This is a genomic window from Streptococcus mitis (assembly GCF_000722705.1).
Classification (GTDB): Bacteria; Bacillota; Bacilli; order Lactobacillales; family Streptococcaceae; genus Streptococcus; species Streptococcus mitis_P.
In genome coordinates this window covers 28,911-44,157 of the sequence record NZ_JPFW01000008.1, presented here as the reverse complement: position 1 = coordinate 44,157, position 15,247 = coordinate 28,911, and the positions used below count along the sequence as shown (strand labels likewise).

At 40.2% G+C, this 15,247-nt stretch carries 10 protein-coding genes; all 10 read left to right on the top strand.

Annotated elements, in window-relative coordinates; genetic code table 11:
• Positions 1–129 precede the first annotated feature (129 nt).
• The 10 genes from SK642_RS05360 (at position 130) to serB (ending at position 15,244) form a co-directional block, all read left to right on the top strand.
• Positions 130–2,031 (top strand): ATP-binding cassette domain-containing protein, encoded by a 1,902-nt coding sequence (locus SK642_RS05360; protein ID WP_033683717.1) that lies wholly within the window; start codon positions 130–132, stop codon positions 2,029–2,031.
• Positions 2,032–2,033: 2 nt separating this feature from the next.
• Positions 2,034–2,897: an XRE/MutR family transcriptional regulator gene (locus SK642_RS05355; protein WP_033683716.1), complete on the top strand. Its 864-nt coding sequence runs from the start codon at positions 2,034–2,036 to the stop codon at positions 2,895–2,897.
• A 79-nt stretch (positions 2,898–2,976) separates the two neighbouring features.
• Complete coding sequence (locus SK642_RS05350; protein WP_033683715.1) at positions 2,977–4,155, top strand: MFS transporter; 1,179 nt, start codon at positions 2,977–2,979, stop codon at positions 4,153–4,155.
• A 92-nt stretch (positions 4,156–4,247) separates the two neighbouring features.
• Positions 4,248–6,206 carry an NAD-dependent DNA ligase LigA gene (ligA, locus tag SK642_RS05345; RefSeq protein WP_033683714.1) on the top strand — a complete coding sequence of 653 codons (1,959 nt, stop codon included), beginning with the start codon at positions 4,248–4,250 and terminating at the stop codon, positions 6,204–6,206.
• Positions 6,207–6,321: 115 nt separating this feature from the next.
• Positions 6,322–8,601, top strand: coding sequence for a type I pullulanase (gene pulA, locus SK642_RS05340; protein ID WP_033683712.1), 2,280 nt, complete (start codon positions 6,322–6,324; stop codon positions 8,599–8,601).
• Between the two features lie 320 nt (positions 8,602–8,921).
• Complete coding sequence (gene glgB, locus SK642_RS05335; protein ID WP_033683711.1) at positions 8,922–10,850, top strand: 1,4-alpha-glucan branching protein GlgB; 1,929 nt, start codon at positions 8,922–8,924, stop codon at positions 10,848–10,850.
• Positions 10,840–11,982: a glucose-1-phosphate adenylyltransferase gene (locus SK642_RS05330; protein WP_033683710.1), complete on the top strand. Its 1,143-nt coding sequence runs from the start codon at positions 10,840–10,842 to the stop codon at positions 11,980–11,982. Before glgB ends, SK642_RS05330 begins: the two co-directional genes overlap by 11 nt.
• Complete coding sequence (gene glgD, locus SK642_RS05325) at positions 11,972–13,111, top strand: glucose-1-phosphate adenylyltransferase subunit GlgD (RefSeq protein WP_033683708.1); 1,140 nt, start codon at positions 11,972–11,974, stop codon at positions 13,109–13,111. The genes SK642_RS05330 and glgD overlap by 11 nt, the downstream gene beginning before the upstream one ends.
• Positions 13,108–14,541, top strand: a complete 1,434-nt coding sequence (gene glgA, locus SK642_RS05320) for a glycogen synthase GlgA (RefSeq protein WP_033683707.1) — start codon at positions 13,108–13,110, stop codon at positions 14,539–14,541. Before glgD ends, glgA begins: the two co-directional genes overlap by 4 nt.
• Positions 14,542–14,599: 58 nt before the next feature.
• Positions 14,600–15,244, top strand: a complete 645-nt coding sequence (serB, locus tag SK642_RS05315) for a phosphoserine phosphatase SerB (RefSeq protein WP_033683706.1) — start codon at positions 14,600–14,602, stop codon at positions 15,242–15,244.
• Positions 15,245–15,247: the final 3 nt, after the last annotated feature.

Sequence of the window (15,247 nt, the reverse complement as noted above, 5' to 3'; positions counted from 1 at the left end):
TTTTAACCGTTCACATTATAGCACTTTTTAGCGTTTTAGTAAAACGGTAGCATAATTTTCAGAAAAGAGCCAACTAGGCCTGATATATCAAGTCTTGAATGCCTTAGAGAAACATGCTATACTACTTGTATGATTATTTTACAAGCTAATAAACTTGAACGATCTTTTGCAGGAGAAGTTCTTTTTGATAATATCAATCTGCAGGTTGATGAACGAGATCGGATTGCTCTTGTTGGCAAAAATGGAGCAGGTAAGTCTACTCTTTTGAAGATTTTGGTTGGAGAAGAGGAGCCAACTAGTGGAGAAATCAATAAGAAAAAGGATATTTCTCTGTCTTACCTAGCCCAAGATAGCCGTTTTGAGTCTGAAAATACCATCTACGATGAGATGCTTCATGTCTTTGATGACTTACGTCGGACTGAGAAACAACTTCGTCAGATGGAGTTGGAGATGGGTGAAAAGTCTGGCGAGGATTTGGATAAACTGATGTCAGATTACGACCGCTTATCTGAGAATTTTCGTCAAGCGGGTGGCTTTACCTATGAAGCGGATATTCGAGCGATTTTGAATGGATTCAAGTTTGACGAATCTATGTGGCAGATGAAAATTGCCGAGCTTTCGGGTGGTCAAAATACTCGCTTAGCACTTGCCAAAATGCTTCTTGAAAAGCCAAATCTCTTGGTCTTGGACGAGCCAACCAACCACTTGGATATCGAAACCATTGCCTGGCTAGAGAATTACCTAGTAAACTATAGCGGTGCCCTCATTATTGTTAGTCACGACCGTTATTTCTTGGATAAGGTTGCGACGATTACGCTGGATTTGACCAAGCATTCCTTGGATCGTTATGTGGGCAATTACTCTCGTTTTGTTGAGTTGAAGGAGCAAAAACTAGCTACTGAGGCAAAAAACTATGAAAAGCAACAGAAGGAAATCGCTGCTCTGGAAGATTTTGTCAATCGCAATCTAGTCCGTGCTTCGACGACCAAACGTGCCCAATCTCGCCGTAAACAACTGGAAAAAATGGAGCGTTTGGACAAGCCTGAAGCTGGTAAGAAAGCAGCCAACATGACCTTCCAGTCTGAAAAAACGTCTGGTAATGTTGTTTTGACTGTTGAAAATGCAGCTATTGGCTATGACGGCGAAATATTGTCAGATCCTATTAACTTAGACCTTCGTAAGATGAATGCTGTCGCTATTGTTGGTCCAAATGGTATTGGAAAGTCAACCTTTATCAAATCTATCGTGGATCAGATTCCGCTTATCAAAGGAGAAAAGCGCTTTGGAGCCAATGTTGAGGTTGGCTACTATGACCAAACCCAAAGCAAGCTAACACCAAGTAATACGGTACTGGATGAACTTTGGAATGATTTTAAGTTGACACCAGAAGTTGAAATCCGTAACCGCCTCGGTGCCTTTCTTTTCTCAGGAGATGATGTTAAAAAATCAGTGGGCATGCTGTCAGGTGGCGAGAAAGCTCGTTTGCTTTTGGCTAAATTGTCTATGGAGAACAACAACTTTTTGATTCTGGACGAGCCAACCAACCACTTGGATATTGATAGCAAGGAAGTGCTAGAAAATGCCTTGATTGACTTTGATGGAACTCTTCTATTCGTCAGCCACGACCGTTACTTTATCAATCGTGTGGCAACTCATGTACTGGAATTGTCTGAGAATGGCTCGACTCTTTACCTGGGAGATTATGACTACTATGTTGAAAAGAAAGCAGAAGTAGAAATGATTCAAACTGAGGAAGCTTCAACCAGCAATCAAGCAAAAGAAGCAAGCCCAGTTAATGATTATCAAGCTCAGAAAGAAAGTCAAAAAGAAGCCCGCAAGCTCATGCGACAAATCGAAAATCTAGAAGCTGAAATCGAAGAGTTAGAAAGTCAAAGCCAAACCATTTCTGAACAAATGTTGGAAACAAACGATGCCGAAAAACTGATGAAATTGCAGGTTGAGCTGGACAAAATCAGCCATCGTCAGGAAGAAGCTATGCTTGAGTGGGAAGAATTATCAGAGCAGGTGTAAAGATGGAAAATCTAGGAAAAGTATTTCGTGAATTTCGGACAAGTGGAAATTATTCTTTAAAGGAGGCTGCAGGCGAGTCCTGTTCAACTTCTCAGTTATCTCGCTTTGAGCTTGGGGAGTCTGACCTAGCAGTCTCACGTTTCTTTGAGCTTTTGGATAACATTCATGTAACAATCGAAAATTTCATGGATAAGGCAAGGAATTTTCATAATCATGAACATGTTGCCATGATGGGACAAATTGTGCCTCTTTACTATTCAAATGATATTGCAGGTTTTCAAAAGATTCAAAGAGAACAACTTGAAAAGGCTAAGAGTTCGACGACTCCCCTTTATTTTGAGCTGAACTGGATTTTGCTACAGGGTCTGATTTGTCAAAGAGATTCGAGTTATGATATGAAGCAGGATGATTTGGATAAGGTAGCAGATTATCTTTTCAAAACAGAAGAATGGACCATGTATGAGTTGATTCTTTTTGGAAACCTCTATAGTTTCTACGATGTGGACTATGTCACTCGAATTGGTAGAGAAGTTATGGAGAGGGAGGAATTTTATCAAGAAATTGGTCGCCATAAGAGATTGGTTTTGATTTTGGCCCTCAATTGTTACCAGCATTGTTTAGAGCATTCTTCTTTTGATAATGCCAACTATTTTGAGACTTATACAGAGAAGATTATTGGCAAAGGTATTAAACTTTATGAGCGTAATATTTTCCATTATCTCAAAGGTTTTGCCTTATATCAAAAAGGACAGTGTACAGAAGGCTGTAAGCAGATGAAAGAGGCCATGCATATTTTTGATGTGTTAGGTCTTCCTGAACAAGTAGCCTACTATCAGGAACACTACGAAAAATTTGTCAAAGATTAATTTTCCCAAATAAGGGAAAAAATAAAAAACTCCTTTCGGTTTTGATACAATAGTTTCAAAATTTGAGAGGAGTTTTTTTATGAATCGCTATGCAGTACAGCTGATTAGTCGTGGAGCTGTTAACAAGATAGGTAATATGCTCTATGATTATGGAAATAGTGTCTGGTTGGCTTCCATGGGGACTATCGGACAGACAGTTTTAGGAATGTATCAGATTTCTGAACTCGTTACATCTATTCTCGTCAATCCCTTCGGCGGAGTTATTTCAGACCGTTTTTCTCGTCGTAAGATTTTAATGACGACAGACCTTGTTTGTGGGATTCTTTGTTTAGCTATTTCGTTCATAAGGAATGACAGCTGGATGATTGGGGCTTTGATTCTTGCTAATATTGTGCAGGCTATTGCTTTTGCCTTTTCTAGACCTGCAAATAAGGCCATTATCACAGAATTGGTAGAGAAGGATGAACTGGTCCTCTACAATTCTCGTTTGGAATTGGTGATGCAGGTTGTCAGTGTGAGTTCTCCTGTACTCTCTTTTCTGGTTTTACAATTCGCAAGTCTTCGCATTACCTTGGTATTAGATGCCCTTAGTTTTTTTCTCGCTTTTGGCTTGGTAGCCTTGCTTCCAAAGAAAGAAGGGAAGACTTTGGGTGAGAAGAAACTCACATTTAAAGTTATTTTTTCTGATATTAAGGAGGGAGTTCGCTATATTGTCAAGCAAAAGGAAATCTTCTTTTTACTAGTCATGGCTTCAAGTGTCAATTTTTTCTTTGCAGCCTTTAATTATCTCCTTCCCTTTTCAAATCAGCTATATGGAGTACAAGGTTCCTATGCCACTATTTTGACAATGGGGGCTATCGGATCTATTGTTGGGGCTTTGCTAGCTAATAAGATTAAAGCCAGTATGGAAATGCTTTTGTTGTTATTAGCTCTGACTGGACTTGGGGTGATGATAATGGGATTTACCCTCCCCTCCTATCTCGCTTTTTCAGGGAATTTCATTTGTGAACTATTTATGACGATGTTCAATATTCACTTTTTTACTCAAGTACAAACCAAGGTTGATGGTGAATATCTGGGCAGAGTCCTAAGTTCGATTTATACCCTAGCTATACTATTTATGCCTGTAGCAACAGGTTTAATGACCTTGCTTCCAAGTGTCCATCTTTATTCTTTCTTGATTATAGGACTAGGAGTTGTTGCTTTATCTCTCTTAGCTCTAGGTTATGTACGAACTCATTTTAAAAAAGAGATATAAGTCTGTTTGAGTTTTAAAAATAATTCCAATCTAAGTGTTTTTTCCGCCCTTCTCGTTTGTGAGGAGGGCTTAGTTTATGGTAAAATGGTCTTATGAATAAAAGAATGAATGAGTTAGTCGCCTTGCTCAATCGCTATGCGACTGAGTACTATACCAGCGACAATCCGTCGGTTTCAGACAGTGAGTATGACCGCCTTTACCGTGAGTTGGTTGAGTTGGAGGCTGCCTATCCAGATCAAGTATTAGCAGATAGTCCGACCCATCGTGTTGGTGGCAAGGTTTTAGATGGTTTTGAAAAATACAGTCATCAGTATCCTCTTTATAGTTTGCAGGATGCTTTTTCACGTGAGGAGCTTGAAGCTTTTGATGCGCGTGTTCGTAAGGAAGTGGCTCATCCAACCTATATTTGTGAGCTGAAAATCGATGGCTTGTCTATCTCACTGACTTATGAAAAGGGAATTTTAGTTGCTGGTGCAACACGTGGAGACGGTTCTGTTGGGGAGAATATCACGGAAAACCTCAAGCGTGTTAAGGACATTCCTTTGACTTTGCCAGAAGAACTAGATATCACAGTTCGTGGGGAATGTTATATGCCACGCGCTTCTTTTGACCAGGTCAACCAAGCTCGCCAAGAAAATGGAGAGCCTGAATTTGCCAATCCTCGTAATGCGGCAGCAGGAACACTACGTCAGCTGGATACAGCAGTAGTAGCCAAGCGCAATCTTGCGACTTTCTTATATCAAGAAGCCAGTCCTTCAACTCGTGACAGCCAAGAAAAAGTGTTGAAGCACCTTGAACAACTAGGTTTTGTGGTTAATCCTAAGCGAATTTTGGCTGAAAATATGGATGAGATTTGGGATTTTATCCAAGAAGTAGGACAGGAACGGGAGAACCTGCCTTATGATATCGATGGGGTGGTAATCAAGGTAAACGACCTAGCAGGACAAGAAGAACTTGGCTTTACCGTTAAGGCTCCAAAGTGGGCTATAGCCTACAAGTTTCCTGCTGAGGAAAAAGAAGCACAACTTCTGTCAGTTGACTGGACAGTTGGCCGTACGGGCGTTGTGACTCCAACTGCCAATTTGACTCCCGTTCAGCTTGCTGGGACAACAGTTAGTCGTGCGACCCTGCACAATGTAGATTATATTGCTGAAAAAGATATCCGAAAAGACGATACGGTTATCGTCTATAAGGCTGGAGATATCATCCCTGCCGTTTTGCGTGTCGTAGAGTCCAAACGAGTTTCTGAAGAGAAACTAGATATCCCTACAAACTGTCCAAGCTGTGACTCTGGCTTGTTGCACTTTGAAGATGAAGTGGCCCTGCGTTGTATCAATCCGCGTTGCCCTGCTCAAATCATGGAAGGCTTGATTCACTTTGCCTCTCGTGATGCCATGAATATTACAGGTCTTGGCCCATCAGTAGTCGAAAAACTCTTTGCTGCCAATCTGGTCAAGGATGTGGCGGATATTTATCGTTTGCGAGAAGAGGATTTTCTCCTTTTAGAGGGGGTCAAGGAAAAGTCTGCTGCTAAACTTTATCAGGCCATCCAAGCTTCAAAGGAAAATTCTGCTGAGAAGCTCTTGTTTGGTTTGGGAATTCGTCATGTCGGCAGTAAGGCCAGTCAGCTTTTACTTCAACATTTCCACTCGATTGAAAATCTGGCTCAGGCAGATCCAGATGAAGTGGCTAGTATTGAAAGTCTGGGTGGTGTGATTGCCAAGAGTCTTCAGACTTATTTTGCGACAGAAGGCTCTGAAATTCTCCTCAGAGAATTGAAAGAAGCTGGGGTCAATCTGGACTATAAAGGTCAGACTGTAGTAGCAGATGCAGCCTTGTCAGGTTTGACCGTGGTATTGACTGGAAAATTAGAACGTCTCAAACGCTCAGAAGCTAAAAGTAAACTCGAAAGCTTGGGAGCTAAAGTAACAGGCAGTGTTTCTAAAAAGACCGACCTTGTCGTTGCTGGTGCAGATGCTGGAAGTAAACTACAAAAGGCACAAGAACTTGGCATCGAAGTTCGAGATGAAGCGTGGCTAGAAAGCTTGTAATAATCGTTTAAAATTAGAGTTTAGATAGTATGACAATGTTTGTTAGTCGGTACAAAACTTGTCAAGAATTTTTTAGTGAAACAGAAATAAATTAAGAATAGAAAAGGGAAAAACAATGTATAACTACCCTATGCGCATTCATTACCATCGCAAGAATGGAGAATACGACACTTGCTCTTTTGTAAAAAGTCAAGATCAACGAATTGATCTACTGACTTACAAAGAAGATTATTTTGGTGCCTTATTTAGTTTTGAACATCCAAGTTCTCATGCCTTAGAAAGCTTGAATTTTGTGGTTCATACAGGTCAAACCAGTAAAGAATATGCTATTCGTTTTAATCACTATCCCCTTTTAACAGAGGTCTGGATTTTGGAAGGGGATGATAGAATTTATTATTCTGAAAATCCTGCTATTGCCAGCCCTTTCTATAAAAATCAAAATCCTTTTGCCTTTGACAAGGCTATTAACAGTGCTAGTTTTGACCATCATTGGGGTTACCAAGGAGAATTGGGGTGCCGTGTAGAGGACAATCAGGCTCATTTTGCCCTTTGGGCTCCAACAGCGATAGAAGTGCAGGTTGTTGTTTATGAATCAGCTACTAATGTTGCTCCTGTTTGGAAGACTTTTGATATGGAGAGAGGCAATAGCTACTCTTATAACCATAAAGACAATACAATCGGTGTCTGGAGTTTGGATGTTGAGGAAGATTTGACTGGTAAGGCTTATCAGTATCAAGTCCAATTCCCTCATCACCAAACCTTGACACGTGATCCTTATACAATCGCGACCAGTCCTGATGGCAAACGTTCAGCTATTTTGAGTCATGAAGAAAAGCAAGTTGAAAACTTTGAGGTTAAGCACGGTTCTGAGGCTACTTGGCGTTTGAAAAATCCATGTAAGGCAGTTATTTGTGAAATGCACATTCGTGATTTGACCAAATCACCGACCTCAGGTGTGGATGAACATCTTCGAGGAACTTTCTTGGGTGCTGCTCAGACTGGAACGGTTAACCAGTACGGCCAGTCAACTGCTTTTGATTACATCAAGAAGATAGGTTACAATTATGTTCAGTTGCAACCAATTGCAGACCGTCACAAAGAATACGATACGGATGGAAATGTAACCTACAACTGGGGTTATGACCCACAAAACTATAACGCACCAGAAACCAGTCTTTCAACAAATCCAGATGATCCAGCTCAGGCTATTCGTGATTTGAAGACCATGGTTCAAGCTTATCACGATGCGGGTATTGGTGTTATTATGGATGTGGTCTATAATCATACCTTCTCAGTTGTTGATGCACCTTTCCAAACAACTGTCCCTGATTACTATTATCGTATGAATCCAGATGGTACCTTCCAGAATGGAACGGGTGTTGGAAATGAAACTGCCAGTGAACACGAAATGTTCCGCAAGTATATGATTGATTCTCTTCTATACTGGGTGCAGGAATACAATATTGACGGCTTCCGTTTTGACTTGATGGGGATTCATGATGTTAAGACCATGCAGATGATTCGCCAGAGATTGGATGAAATCGATCCAAACATTATCCTCTATGGAGAAGGATGGGATATGGGAACAGGTCTTGCCCCTTATGATAAGGCTAAGAAAGACAATGCCTATCAGATGCCCAATATTGGTTTCTTTAATGACAATCAGCGCGATGCTGTTAAAGGGGGAGAAGTCTACGGTGCTATCAAGTCAGGTTTTGTCAGTGGTGCTGCGACAGAGCCAATTCTAGCCAAAGCAATCCTTGGCAGTCGTGAATTAGGGACCTATACACATCCAAATCAAGTGCTTAATTATGTAGAAGCCCATGACAATTACAATCTTCACGATTTGTTGGCAACCCTTCATCCAGACCATAGTTCCGAGCAAATCATGCGTAAGGTCGAGACTGCCACAGCAATGAATCTGCTCATGCAGGGGATGGCCTTTATGGAAATCGGTCAAGAATTTGGTCGTACCAAACTAGTTGCTACAGGTGAGAATGGTGAGTTGACTCATGATGATAGAGAGCGTGCTATGAATAGCTATAATGCTCCAGACAGTGTGAACCAAGTAAACTGGGACTTGATTAATGAGCGTCAAGATAGCATCGAATTTATTCGTCAGATGATTCGTTTGAAGACAGAAACCAGCGCCTTTTCTTACCCTACTTATGAAGAAATTTACCATCATGTCTTTGTTCATTCAGCAAATGAACACAGTGGTTGGATTGTCTATGAGATTCATGGCGAAGAACACCTATTGGTTGTCTTTAATGCTAAAGGGCAAGACTTCCAGTTTGAAAATGCAGGAAATCTAGAACTCTTGGTGACCAATAGCCATTTAGCTGATAAAGACACGGTTGGTGGTGTTAGCGCCAGCGTCTTTAAAGTCTTGTAGAATAAATTTGCAATTTAATTTCATTTGCAGTAGTTTATCTTTTAAAAACAATAAAATCAGGAAATTTATTTCCTGGTTTATTTTTTTACTTAAAATTATTTTTTTGTTAGTAAAATAACGAACTTTATGGTAGTATTGTAAAAAAACAATTCGTTTTCAAAGCGTTTCTGAAAAATTCCTGACTTATAAGTGAAGAAATAAGTTAATTTATTGAAGACTTTCAAAAGAATTTTTAGCAAATATAGTAATTTACTTGAATCTTATCTAAAAAGATAGTATAATAAAACTATAGAAAACGCTTACAAAAGATAGGAGGGTATATGGATAAGAAAAAAGCTTTAGAAACTTTTATGACAGGTGAGAATTTTCACCTCCAGCATTATCTGGGAGCGCATAGGGAAGAAAAAGATGGTGAGTCTGGCTATACTTTCCGTGTGTGGGCACCTAATGCTCAGGCAGTTCACTTGGTAGGGGATTTCACTAATTGGGTAGAGAGTCAAATCCCAATGGAACGGAATGAATTTGGAGTCTGGGAAGTTTTTACCAGTCTTGCTCAAGAAGGCCAAATTTATAAGTACAATATTACACGTGCAAATGGTCATCAGCTGATGAAGATTGACCCTTTGGCTGTACGGTATGAGGCACGACCTGGTACTGGAGCGATTTTAACAGAGATTCCAGAGAAAAAATGGAAGGATGGACTCTGGTTAGCGCGTAGAAAACGCTTGAGCTTTGAAGAGCGTCCTGTTAATATTTACGAAGTTCATGCTGGATCGTGGAAGAGAAATCCTGATGGCAGTCCCTATAGTTTTGGTCAACTGAAAGATGAACTCATTCCTTACTTGGTTGAGATGAATTATACTCATATTGAGTTTATGCCTTTAATGTCCCACCCTCTCGGTCTGAGTTGGGGTTATCAGCTTATGGGATACTTTGCTTTAGAGCATGCTTATGGTCGTCCTGAAGAGTTTCAAGATTTTGTTGAGGAATGTCACTTAAACAATATTGGAGTCATTGTAGACTGGGTACCTGGTCACTTTACTATCAATGATGATGCCTTGGCCTATTATGATGGAACACCGACTTTTGAATACCAAGACCATAATAAGGCTCATAACTACGGTTGGGGAGCACTCAATTTTGACCTTGGAAAGAATGAAGTCCAGTCCTTCTTGATTTCTAGTATTAAGTTTTGGATTGACTTTTACCATTTGGACGGTATTCGCGTGGATGCAGTTAGCAACATGCTCTATCTTGATTATGATGATGCACCATGGACGCCTAATAAAGATGGTGGTAATCTAAACTACGAAGGCTATTATTTCTTAAAACGTTTGAATGATGTCATTAAGCAAGCTCATCCAGATGTTATGATGGTAGCTGAGGAAAGTTCATCAGCTACTCAGATTACTGACACCAAGGATTCAGATGGTCTTGGCTTTGACTACAAATGGAATATGGGCTGGATGAATGACATCCTCCGATTCTATGAAGAAGATCCGATTTATCGTAAATACGACTTTAACTTGGTGACTTTCAGCTTTATGTATGTCTTCAAGGAGAATTATCTCCTACCATTCTCACACGATGAAGTGGTTCATGGCAAGAAGAGTATGATGCACAAGATGTGGGGAGATCGTTACAATCAATTCGCAGGCTTGCGCAATCTCTACACTTACCAAATTTGTCACCCTGGTAAGAAATTACTCTTCATGGGTAGTGAATATGGGCAATTCCTAGAATGGAAATCTGAAGAACAGTTGGAATGGTCTAACTTAGAAGACCCAATGAATGCTAAGATGAAGTATTTCACTTCTCAGCTAAACCAGTTTTACAAAGACCATCGCTGTCTGTGGGAAATCGATACCAGCTATGATGGTATTGAAATTATAGATGCAGATAATAGAGATCAGAGCGTTCTTTCCTTCATCCGTAAAGGTAAGAAGGACGACATGCTAGTCTGTGTCTTTAACATGGCACCTGTGGAACGAAAAGATTTTACAATCGGGCTTCCTGTCGCAGGGATTTACGAAGAAGTCTGGAATACTGAGTTAGAAGAGTGGGGTGGCGTCTGGAAAGAGCATAATCAAACTGTTCAAACGCAAGAAGGACTATGGAAGGATTATGAGCAGACCTTGACCTTTACCCTACCTGCTATGGGAGCTAGTGTATGGAAAATCAAGCGTCGCTTGAAACCTACTAAAACTGTCACAAGTAAAAACAAAAAAGGAGTAGAAAATGAAGAATGAAATGTTAGCTTTGATTCTTGCTGGTGGGCAAGGAACTCGTCTCGGTAAACTCACTCAAAGTATCGCAAAACCAGCTGTGCAATTTGGTGGGCGTTACCGTATCATTGACTTTGCTCTCTCAAACTGTGCCAACTCAGGCATTCACAATGTTGGAGTCATCACACAGTATCAACCACTTGCTCTTAACAATCATATCGGGAATGGTTCAAGTTGGGGCCTAGATGGTATCAATTCTGGTGTCTCTATTCTTCAACCTTATTCTGCAAGTGAAGGAAATCGTTGGTTCGAAGGAACTAGTCACGCTATTTATCAAAATATAGACTATATCGATAGTGTCAATCCAGAGTATGTTTTGATTCTTTCGGGTGACCATATCTATAAGATGGATTATGATGCCATGCTCCAGTCTCATAAGGATAATAATGCCAGCCTGACAGTAGCTGTTCTTGATGTTCCTCTTAAAGAAGCCAGTCGTTTTGGTATCATGAACACAGATGCTAACAATCGTATTGTAGAATTTGAAGAAAAACCAGCTCAACCAAAATCTACAAAGGCTTCTATGGGGATTTACATTTTTGATTGGCAACGCCTGCGCAATATGTTAGTAGCTGCTGAAAAGAGCAATGTGGATATGTCAGACTTCGGTAAAAATGTCATTCCAAATTACCTTGAGTCAGGTGAAAGTGTCTATGCCTATGAATTTAATGGCTACTGGAAAGACGTTGGTACCATTGAGTCACTTTGGGAAGCCAACATGGAGTACATTTCTCCAGAAAATGCCTTGGATAGCCGTAACCGTCAATGGAAGATTTACTCAAGAAACTTGATTTCACCGCCAAACTTCCTTGGTGCAAATGCTGATGTGGAAGACTCATTAGTTGTAGACGGATGTTTCGTTGATGGAACTGTTAAACATTCTATCCTTTCAACAGGGGCGCAAGTTCGCGAAGGAGCAGAAGTAGTAGATTCAGTTATCATGAGTGGAGCCATTATTGGACACGGAGCTAAAATCAAGCGTGCCATTATTGGTGAAGGTGCAGTTATTTCTGATAGTGTCGAAATTGATGGAACAGAAGAAGTACAAGTTGTAGGATATAATGAAGTAGTGGGGGTAGCAACAGATGAAGATTGATAAATATTCTGCCATTTTAGGAAACACAGTTGGTTTTCATGACATGTCAACATTGACAGACCACCGTCCAGTAGCTAGTTTGCCATTTGGTGGTAAATATCGTTTAATTGACTTCCCGCTCTCAAGTCTTGCCAATGCTGGTGTTCGCAGTGTTTTTGGTATTTTTCAGCAGGATAATATTAGTTCTGTTTTTGACCATATCCGTTCAGGGCGTGAGTGGGGGTTGTCAACTCTTCTTAGCCACTATTATCTAGGGATTTATAATACACGCGTTGAGAGTAGTACGGTAGGAAAAGAATATTACCAACAGCTACTCACTTATTTAAAACGCTCTGGGTCAAACCAAACAGTATCACTCAACTGTGATGTCTTAATTAATATTGATTTGAACCAAGTGTTTCACCTTCATAACACAACGAAGGGGCCTATTACAGTTGTCTATAAGAAACTTCCTAAGAAAGATATTTCAGAAGTAAATGCAATCTTAGAAGTGGATGAAACAGACCATGTTCGTTCTCACAAGCTATTTGATAGTAAATCAACAGAAGAAATATTCAATATGTCTACAGATATTTTTGTAGTGGATACACCGTGGTTGATTGAACGTCTAGAAGAGGAATCTAAAAAAGAACATCCAGAGAAGTTACGTTATGTTTTACGTGATTTGGCAGCCAAAGAAGGAGCTTTTGCCTACGAGTATACAGGTTATCTGGCAAATATTCACTCTGTAGAGTCTTACTATCAAGCGAATATCGATATGCTTGAATCGCAAAAATTCTATTCTCTCTTCTCACCAAACCAAAAGATTTATACAAAAGTTAAGAACGAAGAACCAACTTACTATGCTAACACATCTAAGGTAAGTACTTCTCAGTTTGCCTCTGGTAGTATCATTGAAGGTCAAGTGGCTAATTCCGTTCTATCACGTAATATTCATGTACATAAGGATAGCTTGGTTAAAGATAGCTTACTTTTCCCTCGTGTTGTTATTGGAGAAGGAGCTCAGGTAGAATACGCTATCTTGGATAAGGGTGTTGAAGTTGCGGATGGTGTTGTGATTCGAGGCACTGCAGAACATCCAGTTGTCGTTAAGAAAGGTGCTAGAGTAACAGAGGATATTCATTCATGAAAATTTTATTTGTAGCAGCAGAGGGTGCCCCCTTTTCAAAAACAGGTGGTTTGGGAGACGTCATTGGCGCTCTTCCCAAATCACTAGTAAAAGCGGGACATGAAGTGGCAGTTGTTTTACCCTACTATGACATGGTAGAAGCTAAATTTGGAAATCAGATTGAAGATGTTCTTCATTTTGAGGTGAGTGTTGGTTGGCGCAGACAGTACTGTGGAATTAAGAAAACAGTACTAAACGGTGTGACCTTCTACTTTATTGACAATCAATATTATTTCTTCCGTGGCCATGTTTACGGTGATTTTGACGACGGAGAACGCTTTGCCTTTTTCCAACTCTCTGCCATTGAGGCTATGGAAAGAATTGACTTTATCCCTGACCTTCTCCATGTTCATGATTACCATACAGCCATGATACCATTCTTGTTAAAGGAAAAATACCGTTGGATTCAAGCTTATCAAGGAATTAAAACTGTTTTAACCATTCATAATTTGGAATTCCAAGGACAATTCTCAGAAGGAATGTTATGGGATTTGTTTGGAGTTGGCTTTGAACGTTATGCTGATGGCACCCTTCGCTGGAACAACTGTCTGAACTGGATGAAGGCTGGTATTCTTTATGCTGACCGTGTTTCAACCGTTTCGCCTAGCTATGCTTATGAGATTATGACCAGTCAGTTCGGATGTAACTTAGATCAGATTCTTCGAATGGAGTCTGGCAAGGTGTCTGGTATCGTGAATGGAATTGATGCTGACCTGTATAATCCTCAAACGGATGCTCTTTTAGATTACCATTTCAATCAGGAAGATTTGTCTGGAAAAGCGAGAAATAAGGCAAAATTGCAAGAGAGAGTAGGCTTGCCAGTTAGAGCTGACGTTCCACTGATGGGAATTGTTTCTCGTTTGACACGTCAAAAAGGTTTTGATGTCGTGGTCGAAAGTCTTCACCATATCTTGCAAAATGATGTTCAGATTGTTCTTTTAGGAACTGGTGATCCTGCCTTTGAAGAGGCTTTCTCATGGTTTGCTCAGATTTACCCAGATAAGCTATCATCAAATATCACTTTTGATGTCAAACTTGCCCAAGAAATCTACGCTGCTTGTGATCTCTTCCTCATGCCAAGTCGTTTTGAACCGTGTGGCTTGTCTCAAATGATGGCTATGCGTTACGGAACCTTGCCATTGGTTCATGAAGTTGGTGGCTTGCGAGATACCGTTCGTGCTTTCAATCCAATCGAAGGAAGCGGTACTGGCTTTAGCTTTGACAATCTATCTCCTTATTGGTTAAATTGGACTTTCCAAACAGCATTGGACTTGTATAGGAACCATCCTGACGTTTGGAGAAACTTACAAAAACAAGCTATGGAGTGTGATTTTTCATGGGATACAGCCTGCAAATCATACCTTGACTTGTACCATAGTTTAGTTAATTAATAGATAAAATCGTATGATGACTTCATACGATTTTTGGGCTGTTTAGAGAGGAGAGCTTATGTCTCAAATAAAAGGCTTGTGTGTCATGGATGTTGACGGCACCTTAATCCTAGAAGAAGTGATTGACCTTTTGGGAAGAGAGGCAGGTTGTGAGGAGGAAATTGCGCAGCTTACAAGTCAGGCGATGCAAGGGGAGTTGGACTTTGAAAGCAGTTTAAGAAAAAGAGTGTCCTTGTTGGAGAGTCTTCCTGTTTCGATCTTTGAGAAAGTTTTTAATTCTATTCATCTATCGCCAAATGCCCAGAAATTCGTTTCCATTCTTCAAAAGAATGGCATCCTAGTAGGTCTGGTGTCTGGTGGATTTACACCAATAGTTGAGAGATTGGCAAAATCTCTAGGGATTACCTATTTCTCTGCCAACCAACTTGAAGTCAAAGACGGTCTTTTAACAGGAAAATTAGTTGGACACATTATCAGTCCTGAGGTCAAACAAGCAACTCTAGAACAATGGAGAAAGGAATTCAAACTTCCTAAAGAAAGAACAGTTGCAATCGGTGATGGGGCTAATGACTTATTAATGTTGAAATCAGCAGGACTAGGAATTGCTTTTTGTGCTAAAGAAGTGCTGAAAAAAGAAATACCAAATCATGTTGATAAGAGGGATTTTTTAGACGTTCTGCCTTTGATTGACTTTTTAGAATGAGGG

Bases quoted from the DNA above. Each gene is read 5' to 3' on its own strand.
- serB (WP_033683706.1), top strand. From the start codon at position 14,600: ATGTCTCAAATAAAAGGCTTGTGTGTCATGGATGTTGACGGCACCTTA.
- SK642_RS05355 (WP_033683716.1), top strand. From the start codon at position 2,034: ATGGAAAATCTAGGAAAAGTATTTCGTGAATTTCGGACAAGTGGAAAT.
- pulA (WP_033683712.1), top strand. From the start codon at position 6,322: ATGTATAACTACCCTATGCGCATTCATTACCATCGCAAGAATGGAGAA.
- ligA (WP_033683714.1), top strand. From the start codon at position 4,248: ATGAATAAAAGAATGAATGAGTTAGTCGCCTTGCTCAATCGCTATGCG.
- SK642_RS05330 (WP_033683710.1), top strand. From the start codon at position 10,840: ATGAAGAATGAAATGTTAGCTTTGATTCTTGCTGGTGGGCAAGGAACT.
- glgA (WP_033683707.1), top strand. From the start codon at position 13,108: ATGAAAATTTTATTTGTAGCAGCAGAGGGTGCCCCCTTTTCAAAAACA.
- SK642_RS05360 (WP_033683717.1), top strand. From the start codon at position 130: ATGATTATTTTACAAGCTAATAAACTTGAACGATCTTTTGCAGGAGAA.
- glgB (WP_033683711.1), top strand. From the start codon at position 8,922: ATGGATAAGAAAAAAGCTTTAGAAACTTTTATGACAGGTGAGAATTTT.
- glgD (WP_033683708.1), top strand. From the start codon at position 11,972: ATGAAGATTGATAAATATTCTGCCATTTTAGGAAACACAGTTGGTTTT.
- SK642_RS05350 (WP_033683715.1), top strand. From the start codon at position 2,977: ATGAATCGCTATGCAGTACAGCTGATTAGTCGTGGAGCTGTTAACAAG.